24 protein-coding genes are annotated in these 18,537 nt (G+C 60.4%); 15 read left to right on the forward strand and 9 right to left on the reverse strand.

Features of this window, described 5'->3' with window-relative positions; all coding sequences use genetic code 11:
- From FHT87_RS12815 to FHT87_RS12830, 4 genes are read left to right on the forward strand one after another with little or no spacing between them, the layout of a single operon-like run.
- Positions 1-957 carry a heme o synthase gene (locus tag FHT87_RS12815; RefSeq protein WP_183735761.1) on the forward strand — a complete coding sequence of 319 codons (957 nt, stop codon included), beginning with the start codon at positions 1-3 and terminating at the stop codon, positions 955-957.
- The gene (locus FHT87_RS12820) at positions 957-1,094 is read left to right on the forward strand and encodes a hypothetical protein (RefSeq protein ID WP_183735530.1); all 138 of its coding nucleotides are present in this window, start codon (positions 957-959) and stop codon (positions 1,092-1,094) included. The genes FHT87_RS12815 and FHT87_RS12820 overlap by 1 nt, the downstream gene beginning before the upstream one ends.
- A 4-nt stretch (positions 1,095-1,098) precedes the next feature.
- Complete coding sequence (locus tag FHT87_RS12825) at positions 1,099-1,704, forward strand: cytochrome c oxidase assembly protein (protein ID WP_183735531.1); 606 nt, start codon at positions 1,099-1,101, stop codon at positions 1,702-1,704.
- Positions 1,705-1,761: 57 nt separating this feature from the next.
- On the forward strand, positions 1,762-2,640 hold the full coding sequence (locus FHT87_RS12830; protein ID WP_183735532.1) for a cytochrome c oxidase subunit 3: 879 nt from the start codon (positions 1,762-1,764) through the stop codon (positions 2,638-2,640).
- Between the two features lie 127 nt (positions 2,641-2,767).
- On the opposite strand, the gene FHT87_RS12835 is transcribed toward FHT87_RS12830, so the two are convergent.
- Positions 2,768-3,361 (reverse strand): GNAT family N-acetyltransferase, encoded by a 594-nt coding sequence (locus FHT87_RS12835; RefSeq protein WP_183802274.1) that lies wholly within the window; start codon positions 3,359-3,361, stop codon positions 2,768-2,770.
- A gap of 92 nt (positions 3,362-3,453) precedes the next feature.
- Complete coding sequence (locus FHT87_RS12840; RefSeq protein WP_183802278.1) at positions 3,454-4,110, reverse strand: chloramphenicol phosphotransferase; 657 nt, start codon at positions 4,108-4,110, stop codon at positions 3,454-3,456.
- Positions 4,111-4,233: 123 nt separating this feature from the next.
- On the opposite strand from FHT87_RS12840, the gene FHT87_RS12845 reads away from it, so the two are divergent.
- The 5 genes from FHT87_RS12845 (at position 4,234) to rnhA (ending at position 7,901) form a co-directional block, all read left to right on the forward strand.
- On the forward strand, positions 4,234-4,614 hold the full coding sequence (locus FHT87_RS12845) for a DUF983 domain-containing protein (protein WP_183735535.1): 381 nt from the start codon (positions 4,234-4,236) through the stop codon (positions 4,612-4,614).
- A complete protein-coding gene (locus FHT87_RS12850) occupies positions 4,607-5,356 on the forward strand; it encodes an SURF1 family protein (RefSeq protein WP_183802281.1) in 750 nt (249 codons plus the stop codon). The genes FHT87_RS12845 and FHT87_RS12850 overlap by 8 nt, the downstream gene beginning before the upstream one ends.
- A gap of 61 nt (positions 5,357-5,417) precedes the next feature.
- Positions 5,418-6,422, forward strand: a complete 1,005-nt coding sequence (gene ispH, locus FHT87_RS12855) for a 4-hydroxy-3-methylbut-2-enyl diphosphate reductase (RefSeq protein WP_183735537.1) — start codon at positions 5,418-5,420, stop codon at positions 6,420-6,422.
- Between the two features lie 64 nt (positions 6,423-6,486).
- Entirely contained in the window at positions 6,487-7,452 is a 966-nt protein-coding gene (locus FHT87_RS12860; RefSeq protein WP_183802284.1) for a homoserine kinase, read from the forward strand.
- Complete coding sequence (gene rnhA, locus FHT87_RS12865) at positions 7,449-7,901, forward strand: ribonuclease HI (RefSeq protein ID WP_183735539.1); 453 nt, start codon at positions 7,449-7,451, stop codon at positions 7,899-7,901. The genes FHT87_RS12860 and rnhA overlap by 4 nt, the downstream gene beginning before the upstream one ends.
- On the opposite strand, the gene FHT87_RS12870 is transcribed toward rnhA, so the two are convergent.
- Positions 7,902-8,978: a putative zinc-binding metallopeptidase gene (locus FHT87_RS12870; protein WP_183802288.1), complete on the reverse strand. Its 1,077-nt coding sequence runs from the start codon at positions 8,976-8,978 to the stop codon at positions 7,902-7,904. It abuts the gene before it with no gap.
- Positions 8,979-9,067: 89 nt separating this feature from the next.
- Positions 9,068-9,673, reverse strand: coding sequence for a YqgE/AlgH family protein (locus FHT87_RS12875; RefSeq protein ID WP_007818010.1), 606 nt, complete (start codon positions 9,671-9,673; stop codon positions 9,068-9,070).
- A 201-nt stretch (positions 9,674-9,874) separates the two neighbouring features.
- Between FHT87_RS12875 and FHT87_RS12880 the strand changes: the two genes are divergently transcribed.
- Positions 9,875-10,654, forward strand: coding sequence for a protein-disulfide reductase DsbD domain-containing protein (locus FHT87_RS12880; protein ID WP_246698225.1), 780 nt, complete (start codon positions 9,875-9,877; stop codon positions 10,652-10,654).
- 69 nt (positions 10,655-10,723) lie between these two features.
- The gene (locus FHT87_RS12885; RefSeq protein WP_183802290.1) at positions 10,724-11,209 is read left to right on the forward strand and encodes a peroxiredoxin; all 486 of its coding nucleotides are present in this window, start codon (positions 10,724-10,726) and stop codon (positions 11,207-11,209) included.
- A gap of 47 nt (positions 11,210-11,256) precedes the next feature.
- Here FHT87_RS12885 and FHT87_RS12890 read toward each other — a convergent pair whose 3' ends face one another.
- Positions 11,257-11,565, reverse strand: coding sequence for a type II toxin-antitoxin system RelE/ParE family toxin (locus FHT87_RS12890; protein WP_183735543.1), 309 nt, complete (start codon positions 11,563-11,565; stop codon positions 11,257-11,259).
- 1 nt (position 11,566) lies between these two features.
- The gene (locus FHT87_RS12895; RefSeq protein ID WP_183735544.1) at positions 11,567-11,812 is read right to left on the reverse strand and encodes a type II toxin-antitoxin system ParD family antitoxin; all 246 of its coding nucleotides are present in this window, start codon (positions 11,810-11,812) and stop codon (positions 11,567-11,569) included.
- 133 nt (positions 11,813-11,945) lie between these two features.
- On the opposite strand from FHT87_RS12895, the gene FHT87_RS31410 reads away from it, so the two are divergent.
- From FHT87_RS31410 to FHT87_RS12910, 4 genes are read left to right on the forward strand one after another with little or no spacing between them, the layout of a single operon-like run.
- Positions 11,946-12,074, forward strand: coding sequence for a hypothetical protein (locus FHT87_RS31410; protein WP_281411216.1), 129 nt, complete (start codon positions 11,946-11,948; stop codon positions 12,072-12,074).
- Positions 12,071-12,811: an ABC transporter ATP-binding protein gene (locus FHT87_RS12900; RefSeq protein WP_183802293.1), complete on the forward strand. Its 741-nt coding sequence runs from the start codon at positions 12,071-12,073 to the stop codon at positions 12,809-12,811. The genes FHT87_RS31410 and FHT87_RS12900 overlap by 4 nt, the downstream gene beginning before the upstream one ends.
- Positions 12,808-13,680, forward strand: a complete 873-nt coding sequence (locus FHT87_RS12905; RefSeq protein WP_183735546.1) for a metal ABC transporter permease — start codon at positions 12,808-12,810, stop codon at positions 13,678-13,680. Before FHT87_RS12900 ends, FHT87_RS12905 begins: the two co-directional genes overlap by 4 nt.
- 15 nt (positions 13,681-13,695) lie before the next feature.
- Complete coding sequence (locus FHT87_RS12910; RefSeq protein ID WP_183735547.1) at positions 13,696-14,595, forward strand: zinc ABC transporter substrate-binding protein; 900 nt, start codon at positions 13,696-13,698, stop codon at positions 14,593-14,595.
- A 12-nt stretch (positions 14,596-14,607) separates the two neighbouring features.
- Here the strand turns inward: FHT87_RS12910 and FHT87_RS12915 are convergent, their stop codons facing one another.
- From FHT87_RS12915 to FHT87_RS12925, 3 genes are all read right to left on the reverse strand, one after another.
- Positions 14,608-14,916, reverse strand: a complete 309-nt coding sequence (locus FHT87_RS12915) for a Dabb family protein (RefSeq protein WP_183735548.1) — start codon at positions 14,914-14,916, stop codon at positions 14,608-14,610.
- Between the two features lie 81 nt (positions 14,917-14,997).
- On the reverse strand, positions 14,998-17,910 hold the full coding sequence (locus FHT87_RS12920) for a sensor domain-containing phosphodiesterase (protein ID WP_183802296.1): 2,913 nt from the start codon (positions 17,908-17,910) through the stop codon (positions 14,998-15,000).
- Positions 17,907-18,521 carry a GNAT family protein gene (locus FHT87_RS12925; RefSeq protein ID WP_183802299.1) on the reverse strand — a complete coding sequence of 205 codons (615 nt, stop codon included), beginning with the start codon at positions 18,519-18,521 and terminating at the stop codon, positions 17,907-17,909. The genes FHT87_RS12920 and FHT87_RS12925 overlap by 4 nt, the downstream gene beginning before the upstream one ends.
- Between the last annotated feature and the right edge of the window lie 16 nt (positions 18,522-18,537).

Below are 18,537 nucleotides of genomic sequence, written 5' to 3' on the forward strand. Positions count from 1 at the left end.
ATGACGGTTGTCGACAATCACGAGGCTCTTGCGGACGAAGGCGATTTTCGCCTGTCGGAAGCCGGTGCGCGCGATTATTTCGAGCTTCTGAAGCCGCGGGTCATGTCGCTCGTGGTCTTCACGGCCTTTGCCGGCCTCGTGCTGGCGCCAGGCCACATCAATCCGGTCCTCGGCCTGATCGCCATTCTCTGCATTGCCGTCGGCGCAGGCGCGTCGGGTGCGCTGAACATGTGGTATGACGCCGACATCGACGCCGTGATGAGCCGCACTGCCAATCGCCCGATCCCGGCCGGCCGCATCATGCCCAAGGAAGCCTTGGCCTTCGGCCTTGTCCTCTCCTGCTTCTCGGTGACGATCCTGGGTCTCGCCGTCAACTGGCTGTCGGCCTCCATCCTCGCTTTCACCATCTTCTTCTATGCCGTCATCTACACGATGTGGCTGAAGCGCTCGACGCCACAGAACATCGTCATCGGTGGCGCGGCCGGCGCTTTCCCGCCCATGATCGGCTGGGCCTGCGTGACCAATTCCGTCACGATCGAAAGCACTGTTCTTTTCCTCATCATCTTCCTGTGGACGCCGGCGCATTTCTGGGCGCTCGCCCTCTTCAAGATGCGCGATTACGAAGCTGTCGGCGTGCCGATGCTGCCGAACGTTTCGGGTGAACGCACCACCAAGCACCAGATCGTCGCCTATGCCGTGCTGACCGCAGTCTGCGCCGTGCTGCCGACTTTCCTCGGTTTTGCCAGCGTCGGATATGGTGTGGTGGCCGCAGCGCTTGGCGCGGTCTTCATATACTGTTCCATCGCCGTCTGGCGTATGCCCGATGGCGATCTCAAGATGATCCCGGCGAAGAAGTTGTTCGGCTTCTCGATCTTCTATCTCTTTGCCGTGTTCTCCGCGCTGATGCTCGACCGGCTGGTTGCGATGCTGGTCTCGTATGCAGGAGGCTCGTTCTGATGGAATTGGTCAAGCTCACTGAGGCGCAACGCAAGTCGCGCCGTAATCGCAACATCGCGCTTGGTGTCGTGCTCGCCGGTCTGGTGGTTCTTTTCTACGCCATCACCATCATCAAATTCCTGGGACATGGAGGCTGATACGATGAGCGATGCCGTCAACGCACCGAAGAAGCCGCGCAACAATGCCGCCGTCGTCTTCATGTGCCTGAGCTTCGTCGTCGGCATGGGCGCGGCGAGCTATGCCGCCGTGCCGCTTTATCGCCTCTTCTGCCAAGTGACCGGCTATAACGGTACGACCCAGCGTGTCGATCAGGTTTCGAGCGTCATTCTCGACCGCACGATGCGCGTCACGTTCGACGCCAACGTCGCTCCTGGCCTGCAGTGGGAATTCAAGCCGGTCGAACGCGAGGTCAATCCGAAGATCGGCGAGACCATCCAGGTCAATTTCATCGCCGAAAACCGTTCCAACGAAACCCAGCGCGGCCAGGCGATCTTCAATGTGACGCCGGGCGAGGCGGGCGCCTATTTCAACAAGGTGCAATGTTTCTGCTTTAATGAAACGGACCTGAAGCCGGGCGAAAAGCTTGAAATGCCGGTCGTGTTCTACATCGATCCGGATATTACCAAGGCCGCTGAATCGAAAAGCATTCACACGGTCACGCTGTCCTACACGTTCTATCCCAAAGAGGGTCCGAAGCCGGTGGCTTCGAATGAGGGTGGAACGGGACAGGCTGAAAAGAAACTTTGATTGAGGAGTGTTTCCGGCGGTGCCGGAAGCGGAGAAGGAAGACACCGGGGATCTGACATGGCCGATGCTCATCAGAAGAATCACGACTATCACATCATAGCTCCGAGCCCGTGGCCGATACTGGCCTCGCTCGGCGCATTCCTGATGGCCTTCGGCGGCGTCGGCTATATGCGCTACCTGAACGGCGGCTCGCTGCATGTTCTCGGTATCGAGTGGGCTCATCCGTGGGTCTTCTTCATCGGCCTCGCTGTCGTTTTCTACGTCATGTATGGCTGGTGGTCGGACACCGTGAAGGAAGCCCACGAGGGTGCCCATACGCGCGTCGTGTCTCTGCACCTGCGCTACGGCATGATCATGTTCATCGCTTCGGAGGTGATGTTCTTCGTCGCCTGGTTCTGGGCCTATTTTGACGCCAGCCTCTTTCCGCACGAAGCCATCCAGGCTTCGCGCCTTGCCTATACCGGCGGTGTCTGGCCGCCGAAGGGTATCGAGGTTCTCGATCCCTGGCACCTGCCGATCTACAACACCGTCATTCTGCTGCTCTCGGGCACGACGGTGACTTGGGCTCACCACGCTCTGCTGCACAACGACCGCAAGGGCCTTATCCAGGGCCTGACGCTGACTGTTTTGCTCGGCGTGCTCTTCTCTTCCGTCCAGGCCTATGAATATGCCCATGCACCGTTCGAGTTCCGCAACTCGATCTACGGCGCGACCTTCTTCATGGCCACCGGTTTCCACGGTTTCCACGTTCTGGTCGGCACCATCTTCCTGCTGGTCTGCCTCCTTCGTGCGTTGCGCGGCGACTTCACGCCGAAGCAGCACTTCGGCTTCGAGGCGGCTGCCTGGTACTGGCACTTCGTCGACGTCGTCTGGCTGTTCCTGTTCTTCTGCATCTACGTCTGGGGCGGCTGGGGCGCTCCGGTCGCCGCAGGCTGATCGAGACCGGATAGAGAAATTGAAAAGGCGGGTGCTCTGACCCGCCTGATCGAAATGTGGAATATTCCCTGTCGCAAGTATTAGGCGCGAATTTCTGACTTTGCGGTTTTTGAGGCAGGAGTTTGATTTAACGCTCGGAGAGTTTGAGCCGCATCAACGGTCGTCTCGGGGATCGGCGCGCGATCTCCGAGAATCCAAGGTTCCTGAATACCGAGGCGATGCCGACAAAACCCTCCCCCCATGTCAGAGGTTTTTCGGGATCGATAGTGCAGGCGTCAACTGCAACCGCATTATTGGCTATCGCGAATTCAACAGCGGCGCTGGCAAGATGCCGCATGAGGCCTTGCCGGCGATAGCCCGTGCGAATGAAGAAGCACGTGATGGCATAGACACTCGAAGCGTCAGGCTCGCTCACATCCTCCGGCGGCCGTGAAGTTTTTGCGGCCTGGAAGCGTGAGGAGGCAGGCCGCGGGCCGATCGCACACCAACCGACCGCTTTCCCGCGATGATATGCAATCAGCCCCGGCGGTGGCCCAGCCTCCACGATCGCCCGGAAGGCATCTTTCCGGCCAGTTTTCTCCATCGCCTTGTAGTCAGCGCCCTTGATGCGAGGCCACATGCACCAGCATCCCGAATTGGCTCCGCGCAATGGACCAAAAAGGTCTTCAAGATCGGCCCAACGATCGGCCGTCAATGGGTGGATATCAAACGTATCAGCCATTCCGCCTCCCAAAGGTATCTCAGTCGTTCGCGTAGCAGACAGCCCGAAGTTTATTGCTGTCGGGATCGGTGTAAATCCCGAGTCTTTTTGTCTCAACCGCTGCCCGTCATCTTACCGTTGGCCAGCCTTTCGAAGACCGAAGGCTCGGGAATACCGAGATCCAGCTGATGGCGGATCGCCTCGGCGCATTCGAGCGCAGTCAGCACGGATGTATCGACCTCCATGTCGTAGAGACCCGGACGATGCACCTCGTCCTGCCAGCGCTGCACCGGTTCGGGCACGGGTGTCTCCTCGGTGGCGCGCAGGTAGAGGGTCTCTCGCCCTTCCTCCGCGATCTCCCGCCGCCGCATGATCGTCTCGACCGGACATTTGACGCCGACGAACAGGACCGGAAAGCCCTCCAGCCGCCGGGCGCAATCTCCGAGAATGCCGAGCGGCTGGGAGTAGCTGTCATGATGGCAGAGATCAGCGACGACGTTGAGGCCCAATCCGGCATGGATGGCGATCGATTCATAGAGCGCTGCGTAGAGGAACGGTACCAGTTCTTCCAGGTCCGGGCGTTCGCCGCCCGGCCTCAGCCCGATGCCGGGCAGGTAGCGCTTCGGCGTCATGGCATTATAGGTGTCGACGCCGAGGTTGATCCACGGCCCCTCGAATTCTTCCTGGATTGCACGCGCAATGCTGGATTTGCCGCTTCGCGGCGCGCCGTTCAGGATTATGATCTGTCCGGCATGGCTATCATCGCTCATCAGTCTTCTTCTGTTTGGCGCGAATCACTGAGGCGAAAACGCGCAGGCCTTTCCATTCGGGATGCGAATACTTTATGGGAGAGTTAAGGCAGACGACGAAAAGCCGTCGGCAGGGAGATGGTCATGAGTGAAGACAACGCACAATTTCCACCGGTCGACCCGGTCAAGACCGGCATCAAGGGATGCTGCCCGCGCTGCGGTCATGGTCAGCTCTTCGATGGTGTCCTTGGCCTGAAACCACGCTGCGCCGCCTGCGGCCTGGACTATTCCTTCGCCGATGCAGGCGATGGTCCCGCCGTCTTCGTCATCCTCATCGTCGGCTTCATCATCATCGGTTCGGTGCTCTGGCTGCAGGTCAACTACGCTCCGCCGATCTGGGTCCACATCCTGCTCTTCGGTCCGCTGACGGTCATCCTTTCCCTGGTAGCGCTGCGCTGGTGCAAGGGTATCCTCATCGCCATGCAATATCGCCACAATGCCCGTGAGGGACGCTTGAGTGATTGATATTGAAAGTCCGGCCCCGCGCCGCAAGCTGCCGGTCTTTACCGGCATGGCGGTTCTCATTGCGCTCGCCATCCTGATCTCGCTCGGCACCTGGCAGGTGGAGCGCCTTCACTGGAAGGAAGGCCTGCTCGCGGACATCGCCGAGCGTCGTGCAGCCGTCCCGGTTCCGCTTGCGGACATAGAGTCTATGGCGGAGCAGGGCGGTGATATCGAATACCGCACGGTGACCGCCACCGGCCGCTATATCAACAACAAAGAACGCCACTTCTTCGCCACTTGGCATGGTCAGACCGGCTATTACGTCTATACCCCGCTGCAGCTTGAAGACGGGCGCTACCTCTTCGTCAACAGAGGCTTCGTTCCCTATGAGAACAAGGAGCCGGAAATGCGCATGCAGGGTCAGTTGACTGGCCAGCAGACGGTAACCGGCCTCGCGCGTGCCAAACTCCCTGGCAAACCTTCCTCGCTCGTGCCTGACAATGACATGGCGAAGAACATCTTCTACTGGAAGGATCTCGATGTGATGGCATCGAGCGTCGATCTCGACAAGGCTGATGTCGTGCCCTTCTTCGTCGATGCCGATTCCACGCCCAACCCAGCGGGTTTTCCGATCGGTGGCGTGACACAGATTGATCTACCGAACGACCATCTGCAATATGCCTTCACCTGGTACGGGCTGGCGGTGGTGCTGGCCGTCGTCGTCGCAATCTCCTGGTTCCGCCGCAAGGGTGCCGCGCAATAGTATCGCTTCAATTCCATCCCATATTGGGTTAGAGGTCCCTGAAGCTTAACCTGGATATGTCATGAACATTGCGGCAAAACCTCCTTTGACGATCAGGCTCTGCGGTCCGCGCGGCTTCTGTGCCGGCGTCGATCGGGCGATCCAGATCGTCGTGCTGGCGCTGAAGGCCTATGGCGCGCCCGTCTATGTCCGCCACGAGATTGTTCATAACCGCTATGTCGTGGAAGGGCTGGAAGCCAAGGGCGCGGTCTTTGTCGAGGAGCTTGACGAGATCCCGGCTGAACATCGTGCCCAGCCTGTCGTCTTTTCCGCCCATGGCGTGCCGAAATCCGTGCCCGAGGATGCGAATGCCCGCAACCTCTTCTATCTCGACGCCACCTGTCCGCTGGTCTCTAAGGTCCACAAGCAGGCGATGCGCCACAATCGCCTCGGCCGCCATGTCGTCCTGATCGGCCATGCCGGCCATCCCGAGGTTATCGGCACCATGGGCCAGCTTCCCGAGGGTACTGTCTCTCTGGTCGAAACCGTCGAGGACGTCGATGCCTATGAGCCCGCCGATCCCGATAATCTCGGCTATGTCACCCAGACGACGCTCTCGGTCGATGATACCGCCGGCGTTATCAAGCGGCTCGAAGAACGCTTCCCCAATCTGAAGGCGCCGGCTGCCGATTCCATCTGCTATGCCACGACCAATCGCCAGGAAGTGGTGAAGGAAGCTGCCCCCGGCTGCGATCTATTCATCATCGTCGGCGCGCCGAATTCGTCCAATTCCAAGCGGCTCGTCGAAGTGGCGCTCCGGGCCGGGGCGAAGAAGTCGATCCTCGTGCAGCGCGCTTCCGAACTCGACTGGGATGAGATCGGCCCGATTGCCACGCTTGGCTTGTCCGCCGGTGCTTCCGCCCCGGAAGTGATCGTCAACGAGATCATCGAGGCCTTCCGCACCCGCTTCGATGCCCGCGTCGAGCTTGCCGAAACCGTGCAGGAAAACGAACATTTCCTCGTCAATCGCGAGCTGCGCAGTCTTGAACTGACCACGGCTGACATGGCATTCGTGAACGGGGAGTGAGGCGAGGGGATCCCCTCCATCCTGCCCCATCTGATCAGACCGCCTCTACAGTGAGAGACCCACCTTGGCAGTTTATACTGATATCGCCGAAGACGATCTGAAATGGTTTCTCACCGAATATGATGCCGGCACGCTGCTTTCCTACAAGGGCATCGCCGAAGGCGTGGAGAATTCCAACTTCCTGCTGCATACATCTAAGGCGCCGCTCATCCTGACGCTTTACGAGAAGCGGGTGGAAAAGAGCGATCTGCCGTTCTTCCTCGGCCTGATGCAGCATCTGTCGGCCGGCGGCCTGTCCTGCCCGCTGCCGCTGCCGCGCAAGGACGGCGCTCTGCTTGGCACGCTGTCAGGCCGTCCCGCAGCGCTCATTTCCTTCCTCGAAGGCATGTGGCTGAGAAAGCCGGAACCGAAACATTGCCGCGAAGTCGGCAAGGCGTTGGCGCAGATGCATGTCGCTGGCGAAGGTTTTGCGCTGACGCGGCCGAACGCGTTGTCGCTGGAAGGCTGGCAGACGCTCTGGGACAAATCAGAGGCACGCGCCGACGAGGTGGAGTTCGGCCTGCAGAACGAAATCCGCAGCGATCTCGATTTCCTGCGGGCCTATTGGCCGAAGGATTTGCCCGCTGGCGTCATCCACGCCGATCTTTTCCCTGATAACGTCTTCTTCCTTGGTGACGAACTCTCGGGCCTCATCGATTTCTACTTCGCCTGCAACGATCTGCTCGCCTATGACGTCTCGATCTGCCTCAATGCCTGGTGCTTCGAGAAGGATGGTGCCTACAACATCACCAAGGGCACGCAGATGCTCGAGGGTTACCAGAGCGTGCGGCCGCTGAGTGGTCAGGAGATCGCGGCGTTGCCGGTCCTCTCCCGCGGTTCGGCCCTGCGTTTCTTCCTGACCCGTCTTTACGACTGGCTGACGACGCCGGAAGGCGCGATGGTCACCAAGAAGGACCCGCTCGAATATCTGCGCAAGCTGCGCTTCCACCGCCAGATTTCCTCGCCGGCGGAATATGGACTGAGCCTATGAAGCACATCGATATCTTCACCGACGGGGCATGCTCCGGCAACCCCGGCCCCGGCGGGTGGGGTGCCGTGTTGCGCTACGGCGAGGTCGAGAGGGAGCTCTCCGGCGGCGAGGCTGAAACCACCAACAACCGCATGGAACTTCTGGCTGCCATCTCCGCGCTGAGCGCCTTGAAAGAGCCCTGCGAGGTCGATCTCTATACCGATAGCGCCTATGTGAAAGACGGCATTTCCAAATGGATCTTCGGCTGGAAGAAGAACGGCTGGAGGACATCGGACAATAAGCCGGTGAAGAATGCCGAGCTCTGGCAGGCGCTGGAGGAGGCCCGCAACAAGCATAAAGTGACGCTCCATTGGGTCAAGGGCCATGCCGGCCATCCTGAGAACGAGCGTGCCGACGAACTGGCGCGCAAGGGCATGGAGCCGTTCAAGAAGAGCAAGAAGGCAGGCTGATCAAGCTGCCTGTCGCTGCTCGTTGGCTGCATTCTGTATCAGTCGGTGCAGATATTCGAGCTTCGTTACGACTGGCGAAGACAGCACGAAGGGATAGGAATCCGGCTGGCCCATGCTGCGCTGGATCGCATTGATCGCAAGGCTGAGCGGCACCCAGGCGCTGACGAGCTGTTCGGCGCTCTGTGCCCGATAGGGACTGAAATCCACCTCCGCCGCAATCTCTTCATGGCCGCGCGGATCGATCGCCATGCCGAAGCTGCGCGCGGTCTCCAGCGTATCGACGATGTGCAGGTAATGCGCGAAGCATTCCGCAAAATCCTCCCAGGGATGGACGGAGGCATAGGCGCTGATGAAGCTCTCCTGCCAACCGGGAACCGGCCCATTGGCATAGTGGTCCTGCAATGCCGCGCTATAGTCGTGCCGCTCGTCGCCGAAGACGGCGCGGAACTCGTCGAAACCATTGCGGTCGCGCACCAGCTTGTTCCAGATGAAATGCCCGGCCTCGTGACGGAAATGGCCGAGCAGGGTGCGATAGGGCTCGTCCATCGCCGTGCGCGCCTGCTCGCGGGTCACGTCATCCGCCTCCGCCGCACGGATGGCGATCAGCCCTTCTTCATGCCCTGTCATGGCCGGGACCACATTGCCGTCGTTTTGAACGGCGTCTTCGAGGAAGTCGAAAACGAGCCCGCCTTGCGGGTCTTCCTGCCGATCCGGATGCGGCAGGTTCCAGCGCAGCAGCGAATAGAAGAGGTGGCGCTGCGCCTGGCTGATGCGCCGCCAGCGGTCGATGCCTTCTGGCGTATCGGTGTTCGGCACCAGCCGGTTATGCCGGCAGGCGATGCAGAAATCATTGTTGTCATCGACCAGCCAGTTGCAGATATCGAGGCCCGCATTGGCGCAGAACCGCACGAGCCGGTTCGGATCGGAGACGAGCTGCCAATTTGCCTCATCGAACGATTCCAGTGCATGCGTGGAAAGATCGCCCGCAAAGAAGCCGAGGCGATGATTGCAGCGCACGCACTGCCTGTTGTCGAAATGGATGACCTGATCGCAATTGTCGCAGGCAAACAACCTCATGGCAGCCCCCTAAATGCCCGCCGCTGGGGTGCCGCAGGCATTGCCGACGGAAAACGCTAATGAATGAGTTTCGTTCCGGAATGATGCAGTCAGGCGTGGCCGGCTTCGGCCGAAAGCATGGCAGGCGTGATACCCATGCTGGCGAGCGCCCGCTCATACTTGTCATCGAGGCAGCGATCGAAGATCAATTCCTCATTGGCCGCGCAATTGAGCCAGCCATTGGAGGCCACCTCGTTTTCGAGCTGGCCCGCGCCCCAGGAGGAGTAACCGAGCAGCATGGTCGCCCGCTTCGGGCCGCCGCCCTTGGAGATCGCGCGCACGATATCGAGCGTCGCCGTCAGGCAGATATCGTCGCTGACGGGGATGGAGGAGTCGCTGACATAATCGTCGGAATGCAGCACGAAACCCCGCCCGCTCTCGACCGGCCCACCGGTCTGGATCGGAAACTCCCGCGCATCCTTCGGCAGTACGATGGAATCTTCCTGCTTGATCATGTCGAGATGCAGCAGGACATCGGTGAAGGTGAGGCTTTGCGGGCGATTGATGACGAAGCCCATGGCCCCTGCATCCGAATGGGCGCAGATATAAATCACTGTGCGCGCGAAGTTGCGATCCTCCATGCCCGGCATGGCGATCAGAAACTGACCGTCGAAAAATCCGCGTTCCCGTCTGTTCTTCAGCGTTGCTAGGGACATGGTTCCTCCTGCCGCCAGACCGCACAAAGGCTCCGACAAGAGAAACATGGGGCAATGTCACAAATCAATCAACTGAAAATGAAGATTTAAATGGGCAGGACTTCTGGCGGCAATTGGCAAGTTTCGGTAAACCCTTGTTCCATGAGAGTTATTTCATTGCTCGCGCGCGCGCCATTAATTGCGGTCATTTTGGCTGCGTCCATGCTCGGATTGTTGCGTCCGGCGCATGCGGAAATGAGCGACTGGGCGCAGAACGACGGCGGCCGGATGCGTCTCGTGGCACTGCCGCCGGACGCTGCCGGCCATATAAGGGCAGGCCTCCAGATCGAGCCGAAGCCTGGCTGGATCACCTATTGGCGTGAACCGGGCAATAACGGCATCCCGCCGCAGATCACCATCGCACCGCAAAGCGGCATAACGCTTGACGCCATTTCCTATCCCGTTCCGAAACATATCTCTAACGGCAAGGTCGAGGACATCGGCTATGAGGCGCCGGTGACCCTGCCATTATCGCTGACGGCTTCGAAAGTGGGGCCGGTCGTTCTCGACGCTACCGCTTTCATTGGCATCTGCAAGGATATCTGCATTCCTTTCCAGGCGCAGCTTTCACTGAAAATTGGTGCTGCCGCCCAGTCGCGCCCGCAGGAGGAGATGATTCTTCAGAGCGCCGCTGCCCGCCTTCCCGAAGCGCCGTCTGCTGATTTCGAGGTTGTCGCACATGCGATGTCATCCGACCTGAAGCAACTCTCGCTGAAAGTTACTCTGCCGGAAGCGGGGAATGGAACGCCCGAAATCACCGTCACCGGCCCGAGCGGCTATGCCTTCACCAAGCAGATGAATGTGGGGCGCAGCGGCAAGGCCTATTCCGCCGATATCGCCATCGGAAAGCTCCCGAAAAATTACGATATCAAGGGCAAACAGTGGGGGGTGCTCATCGTTGACGGTGCCCGTGCCATGGAGACTACGCTTGCCTTTGATTGACCGCATCTTATAGTCCCTCTCGATCCCCTGCGGCCATGCCGCGACCAGCCTGAACCGAGGAGAAAATCCATGACCATCGCGATCGGCGAAAAGCTTCCTGCCGCCACCTTCAAGGAAAAGACTGCCGACGGCCCGGTCGAAATCACCACCGAGCAACTCTTCGGCGGCAAGCGCGTTGTGCTCTTCGCCGTGCCCGGCGCCTTCACGCCCACCTGTTCGCTGAACCACCTGCCGGGCTATCTGGAAAACCGCGATGCCATTCTTGCCAAGGGCGTCGACGAAATCGCCGTTCTTGCCGTCAACGACTGGCATGTGATGGGCGCCTGGGCACAGTCTTCGGGCGGCCTCGGCAAGATCCATTTTCTTGCCGACTGGGATGCCGGCTTCACCAAGGCTGTCGGTCTCGATGCCGATCTCTCTGCCGGTGGCCTCGGCGTGCGCTCCAAGCGTTATTCCATGCTGGTCGAGGACGGTGTCGTGAAGTCGCTCAATGTCGAAGAAACGCCCGGCCAGGCAACGGTTTCCGGCGCGGCGGCGATGCTTGAGCAACTCTGAGCCGGAAACGGATCGATACCGATCAAAAGGCGCCCTTGGGCGCCTTTTTAATGCTGGGTGTTGAAATGCGCATCGATATCGCGATGGCCTTCGAAAATCTTGACGACCTCGAAGTCATCGCCGACATAGCGGAATATGATGACATAGTTGTTGTAGGCAAAGCTGCGGATTCCGTCGCCAAGTTCCGGGCGCGGTCGTCCGATGTGCCCGGGGAGCGATGCAAGATCCGAGCATTTCTGGATGAGCTTATTCGTGAAATTGCGTGCAATGCCGCGATTGCCGCTTTCTCTGGTAAGAAACCTGAAGATCTGGCCGATATCCGCCTTCGCGCTCTGTAGAAAGCGAAGTTGCGGCATATCAATAACCTTCCTTTGCCAATTCGGCCTCTACTTCGTCCAGCGATGCCTGTAGCTCCTCTTCAGTGATCTCGCCGCCCGCTGTGATTGCTTCACCGATTTCACGGCGCAACGCATTCAGCTTCGCCTCCCGCTCCTCCACCAGTCGCAATCCTTCGCGTACAACTTCGCTTGCCGAACCATATCGGCCATCCTTGACGGCCTGCTCGACGAATTTCTCCCAGCGTTCACCAATGGACACGTTCATAGCAATCGTCTCCGTCCAATCTCGATAACAAAATATGCGCATTGAATAGCATCACGTCAAGAATGAACCTCGCCTCATTCCTGCCGCAATTGTTATAACATAACGGTAATGTTATTACGTAAAGGAATTGAGAATGCCGCCCATATCCGCACATTTTGCCATTAGTCTCCTTGGGCAGTCGGCGTTTCTGCGCCTGAGCGGTGCGGGTGCCATCGTCGCGCTTCTTTGGCTGGCGATCCATTGGGCGATCCTGCTGCCATGAGCGTGCCGGTTATCCGCCTCGACAATCTGACGGTCTCCTACGACCGTCATCCTGCGGTCCATCATCTCTCCGGCACGTTCCAGTCCGGCAGCCTGACGGCAATCGCCGGGCCGAATGGTGCGGGAAAATCCACGCTGCTCAAGGCGATCATGGGGGAACTGCGCCCGGCCGAGGGCAGGGTGGAGCATCGGCTGCAACGCACTGATTTCGGCTATCTGCCACAGGCGGCTGACATCAACAGGCGCTTTCCGATCTCGGTGCTGGATACCGTGCTGCTCGGAAGCTGGCGCTCGGCCGGTGCCTTTGGCCGCATCGCAAAGCAAGACGCCGCATGCACCCGCGACGCACTCGCCACCGTCGGACTCGAGGGGTTCGAAAAGCGCCATATCGGCTCGCTTTCGGCCGGCCAGTTCCAGCGTGTGCTCTTCGCCCGCCTGCTGCTGCAGGATGCGCGCATCATCCTGCTTGACGAACCCTTCACCGCCATCGATGCCCGCACGACCAGGGATCTGCTCGACATTGTCGTCCGCTGGCATGGCGACGGGCGGACGGTGATTGCCGTGCTCCATGATTTCGAACAGGTGAGGGCGTATTTCCCGGAGACCTTGCTGCTCGCCCGCCGGCTGGTCGGCTGGGGGCCGACGCAGGAGGTCATGTCGTCTGCCAATCTTCTGCAGGCCCGCGCCATGGCCGAACGTTGGGATGAGGATGCCGAAGCCTGCGAGCCGGCGGCATGACGGCCTACGATATCTTCTTCGCCCCCTTTGCCGATTATGGCTTCATGCGCCGCGCCCTCGTCGCCTGCCTGTGCCTGGGGCTTGGTTCCGGCCCCATCGGTGTTTTCCTGATGCTTCGCCGCATGAGCCTCATGGGAGACGCCATGAGCCATGCCGTGCTGCCCGGTGCGGCGGTCGGTTATCTTGTCGCCGGCTCGCTGTCGCTGACGGCGATGGGTATCGGCGGACTTGTCGCCGGTCTTTCCGTCGCGCTGCTGTCGGGTGTCGTCAGCCGCATGACCGTGCTGCAGGAGGATGCAAGCTTTGCGAGCTTCTATCTCGCATCGCTGGCCTTGGGCGTTCTTATAGTCTCCTTGCGTGGCTCCAACATCGATCTGCTGCATGTGCTTTTCGGCACCATCCTCGCCATCGATGCGCCGGCGCTGACGCAGATCGGCGCCATCACGTCGGTCACACTACTGGCGCTCGCGGTCATCTATCGGCCGCTGGTCGCCGAATGCTTCGATCCGGGCTTCCTGCGCGCCGTCGGCGGGCGCGGACCGGTCTATCATTTCCTCTTCCTGCTATTGGTCGTGCTGAACCTCGTTGCGAGCTTCCAGGCGCTCGGCACGCTGATGGCCGTCGGCCTGATGATGCTGCCGGCTGCGATCGCCCAACTCTGGTCGCGCAGCCTGTCCGCCATGATGATCATTGCGGCGGCAAGTGCCGCGGCTTCCGGCTATCTCGGCCTCATCGCCTCCTATCACCTGGAGCTTGCCTCCGGCCCGACGATCATCATGACCGCGGCTCTGCTCTACGGTCTCTCCATTTTCTTCGCGCCGTCGGGCCTTGCCCGGCGGTTCTTCCCCCGCCCGCATCTGAAGGGCTGATTACAGGAGACATCGATGTTACCTAGCAGATTGCTTCTTTCCGCCGCCTTGCCTGTCCTGATGACGCTTTCGGCCGTGCCGGCTTCCGCCGACACGCTGAAGGTCGTCGCCTCCTTCACCGTGCTTGCCGATGTCGTCCGCCAGGTCGGCGGCGACCACGTCAAGGTCACGAGCCTCGTCGGACCGAACGGCGATCCCCATGAATTCGAGCCGTCGCCGGCCGATGCGAAGGCGCTGAATGCCGCTAAAGTCACCTTCGTCAGCGGCGAGGGGCTGGAAGGCTGGATGGACCGCCTGATCACTGCCTCTGGCTACAAGGGCAAGCCGGTCACGGTCTCCGAGGGCATCAATACCCGCACGATGGAAGAGGACGGCAAGACCGTCACCGATCCGCATGTCTGGAACAGCCCCGTCAACGTGAAGGTTTGGGTCGCCAATATCGAGAAGGCGTTGTCCGACGCCGACCCGGCCGATGCCGCCGCCTACAAGGCCAATGCCGAGAAATATACAAAGAAACTGGACGAACTGGATGCCTATGCGCATTCCAAATTCGACAAGATCGCCGATGACCGCCGCAAGGTGCTGACGAGCCACGATGCGTTCGGCTATTTTGGCCGTGAATATAATGTCAGCTTCCTGGCACCGCTTGGTCTCTCGACAGAAAGCGAAGCCTCCGCAGCCGACGTCTCCAAGCTGATCGAGCAGATCAAACAGGAACACGTAAAGACCTACTTCTTCGAAAACTCCAACGATCCGCGCCTCGTCAAGCAGGTCGCCACCGCGACCGGTGCCGAGCCGGGCGGTGAGCTCTATGTCGAATCTCTCTCGGACTCGAAAGGCCCAGCCCCGACCTACGAGAAGATGTTCCGCTACAATGTCGACCAGCTCTCCACCGCCATGGCGAAGTCGAGCTGAGTTACCAAGGTCTCAGATGACGAGATCGAAAACCAGGAGGCCAGCAAGGCCTCCATCCGTCGACGTAACGATACGCTCGCCAACGGCTACATGCTCGGGATGCACCAGATAGGCGTCCCGGGCCTCGGGGCTTTCAAAGGTCACGGCAAAGCCGTCGACGAAACCGCCATGCAGCCCCTCGGGCGAAACATTCGGCCCGTATTTTATATCGAGGATCCCCGGTATCACCTGCTTCAGCGCCACGATGGCGTCGAACAGCGCCTGCTTGTCGTCTGGCGTCATGGCGCTCTTCAGTCGCATGAATACGCAGTGCAGGATCATATGGTGCCTCCCGGTTGTATTTTTCGGCAGAATAGCTGTCATGGCGGTGAGGGCAAGGCGGTAAACCGCTTCTTCCCCGTCTCAAGCCCGCTTCGTCAGCGGGAAGCGTTCCCTCAGCAGCCGCAGCACCGATTCCGACGGCATCGGCGGGCCGAAGAGGTAGCTCTGGCCATAACTGCAGCCCATCTTGGCAAGCTCGATCGCATCCTCGTTGGATTCGATACCTTCGGCCACAACCTTCATTTCCAACTCGCGCGCCATGGAAATGACTGATTTCAGCACGGTCGCCTTCTTGTCGCTATTGTCGCGCACCAGTGCCCTGTCGAGCTTGATCGTGTCGAAGGGGAAGCGAGTAAGGTAGGCGAGCGAGGAATAGCCGGTGCCGAAGTCGTCGAGCGCCAGGCCGAGGCCGGCTTCCTTCAGCTTTTGCAGCACCAGGCGCGCCTGTTCTGGATTCTCCATCACCATGGATTCCGTCAGCTCGAGCTTCAGTTGCGAAGGATTGCAATGGGTCTTCGCCAGCACCGAGCGGACGTCGTCGTAGAGCTCGTTGTTGAGTAGCTGCACACTGGACAGATTGATGGAAACGAAAATCGGCAGTTCGCCGGTCTGGTTCTGCCAGGCCATCAGGTCGTTGGTCGCCTGTTCCAGTGCGAAAATGCCGAGTGCGCCGATAATGTCGGATGTTTCGGCGATCGGGATGAACTCGGATGGCGGGATATTGCCGCGCTTGGGGTGTTCCCAGCGCATCAATGCCTCGAAGCCGGCGATCTCGACATCTTCCAGCCGGGCGATCGGCTGGTAGACCATCGAAAGCTCCTTGCGCTCGATGGCGCGGCGCAGATCCGATTCGAGCTGCAAACGGTCGGTGCCGAAATCGCGGAAGGCCGGTTGGAAGGGCTCCACGCGGTTGCCGCCGGCGCGCTTGGCCCGATACATGGCAAGCTCGGCGTCGCTGAGCAGACCCGACGCGCTCTCCTGCTGGTCCACCCAGGAGGCGAGGCCGATGGAGGCTGTCAGGATAATCTCCCGGTTGGAGAAGTTGATCGGCACCATGATCGCCTTGCTCATTGCATCGGCGAAATCCGCGACCTTGGCCGGATCATGCTCGGAAACGAGGATGAGGCCGAACTGATCGCCGGAAAGGCGCGCCAGCGTATCCTGCGGTTTCAGGAGGCGACGCAAACGGCGGGTAAGCGCGATCAGGATATTGTCGCCTGCGGCGACACCGAGGGAATCGTTGACCAGCTTGTAGCGGTCGATGTCGATCACCATGACGGTCGGGCGCAGCGTCTCGCCGCCCGGCGCCAGCGTCAGCACCGACTGCAGACGGTCGAGGAACACCTGCCGGTTCGGCAGCCCCGTCAGGTTGTCGTGCAATGCATCGTGCAGCAGCCGCTCGACGGAATTCTTCTGTTCGGTCACATCGACAATCGTGCCGACGCAGCGGATGATCTCGCCGTTCGAGCCGAGAACCGGCCGAGCGCGGATCAGCAGCCAATGGAAATGGCCGTCTTCGGCGCGGATGCGGAACTCGTGGTTCAGCCGCCCGCGGCGATGTTCCAAGAGCACGTCGAGCGTGGCGCGGAAGCGATCGCGATCGTCAGGGTGCAGCCGCGGCAGCCAGTTGCGCGCCGCGCCGTGCATCGCACCCGGCGACAGCCCGAGCTTGACGGAAACGTCGGGAATGGTGACGACGCGGTCGCGCGCCACATCCCAGTCCCAGACCGTGTCGCCCGAGCCCGTCAGCGCCAGCGATTGGCGCTCGAGATCGGAGAAGAGACCTTGCTGGAAGGCGCCGCCGGCAAAGGCATGCTGCATGACGGTAAAGCCGATCAGGAGCACGATGAGAACGAGGCCACCGCCAAGTGCCGGCTGGATGATGTCATTATCGAGCCGACCGGTAATCGTCAGCCACGCACCGAACAGCCAGACGAGCGTCAGCGCCCATGCAGGCACGAGCAGGATGGCGCGGTCATAGCGGTTGAAGCCGAGATAGATGATGAGCAACAGGCCGGTCGCCGCCGTCAGCGCGAAGGACAGCCGCGCGATGCCGGCCGCGATCGACGGATCGTAGATCGCAACGCCGAACAGCAGCGCGAGGCCCAGCACCCAGGCAAGCGTGGCATAGCCGAGATGCACATGCCATCGATTGAGATTGAGATAGGTGAACAGGAAGATGACGAAACTGGAGGCGAGCGCCACCTCCGCACAGGCGCGCCATATTCGTTGATCCGCCGAGGCGACGCTGATCAGCTTTCCGAGAAAGCCGAAGTCGACGCAGATATAGCCGAGCACAGCCCAGGCGAGAGCCGCCGTCGCCGGCAGCATCGAGGTTCCCTTGACGACGAAGAGGATCGTCAGGAAGACGGCGAGCAGGCCGGCAATGCCGAGAACGATGCCGCGATAAAGCGTAAAGGCGTTGATCGTGTCCTTATAGGCGTTCGGCTCCCACAGATAAATCTGCGGCAGATTGGGCGTTGCAAGCTCGGCGACGAAGGTGATGACCGCGCCGGGGTTCAGCGTGATGCGGAAGACGTCGGCATCGTCACTCGGCTGCCGGTCGAGTGCAAAACCCTCGCTCGGCGTGATCGCGATGATGCGCTGCGAGCCGAGGTCGGGCCAGAACAGCTTGGAATTGACGAGACGGAAGTGCGGCGCGACGATGACGCGCTCAAGCTGCTCTTCCGAAACGTTGGCAAGCGCAAAGACCGCCCAGTCGCCCTGATGGTTTTCCGAGCTCGACCGCACCTCGATGCGCCGGCGGATGCCGTCGGCGCCGGCAGCGGTGGAAACCTGGAAGGCCTCGCCCTGATTGGCGTAGATTTCAGTCGTGGCAGTCAGGTCCAGCGCGGTGTCGTCGCGGGAAATCTTCACCGGTTCGGCCGCCTGCGCGGTTCCCGCCGCAAGGGCGAACACAGACAGGAGAAGGGCTGCGATCACCGCGATCACTCGTCCGGACGGTGACGTCGGCAGCATGCGGTCTTTGTTCATCGGCTGTTGGGTTTCCTGCCTGTATCCGCGTCGGTGGCCAAGCGTGAAAACATCACGTGATCGTGCCACTGACCGTTGATCTTCAAATATCCGCGCAGGTAGCCTTCCCGCTGGAACCCGGCTTTCTCAAGCAGGCGAATGCTCCGTGCGTTGTCTGGAATACAGGCTGCTTCGATACGGTGCAACTCAAGCCCTGCGAAGATATAGGGAATAACCAGTTGAAGTGCGGCAAACATATGGCCCTGGCCGGCATAACGCTCGCCCATCCAGTAACCGATCATGCAGCTCTGGGCGGCTCCCCGGCGGATGTAGCCGATGGTGATACCGCCGACGAGCGCCATATCCTTTTTCTGGAAAATGAAGAGCGGGATCGCCTGTCCCGAGGCATATTCCTGCTTACCGCGGATCACCCGGGCGCGAAAAGAACCTTCCGTCAGCTCGTCGCGGCGCCATGTCGGCTCCCAGGGTTCCAGAAAACGGCGGCTGTCGGCGCGAAGCCTGTGCCACTGGTTGAAATCCTGGTAGCGCGGCAGGCGCAGGATATATTTGTCGTCTTCGAGTTCGACCGCTTCAGGCTGTCGCGACAGGAACCGAAAAACCGATTTTGGCATCGATAACCCCCGACGC

The sequence above is a fragment of the Rhizobium sp. BK316 genome (genome assembly GCF_014193695.1).
Taxonomy (GTDB): domain Bacteria; phylum Pseudomonadota; class Alphaproteobacteria; order Rhizobiales; family Rhizobiaceae; genus Rhizobium.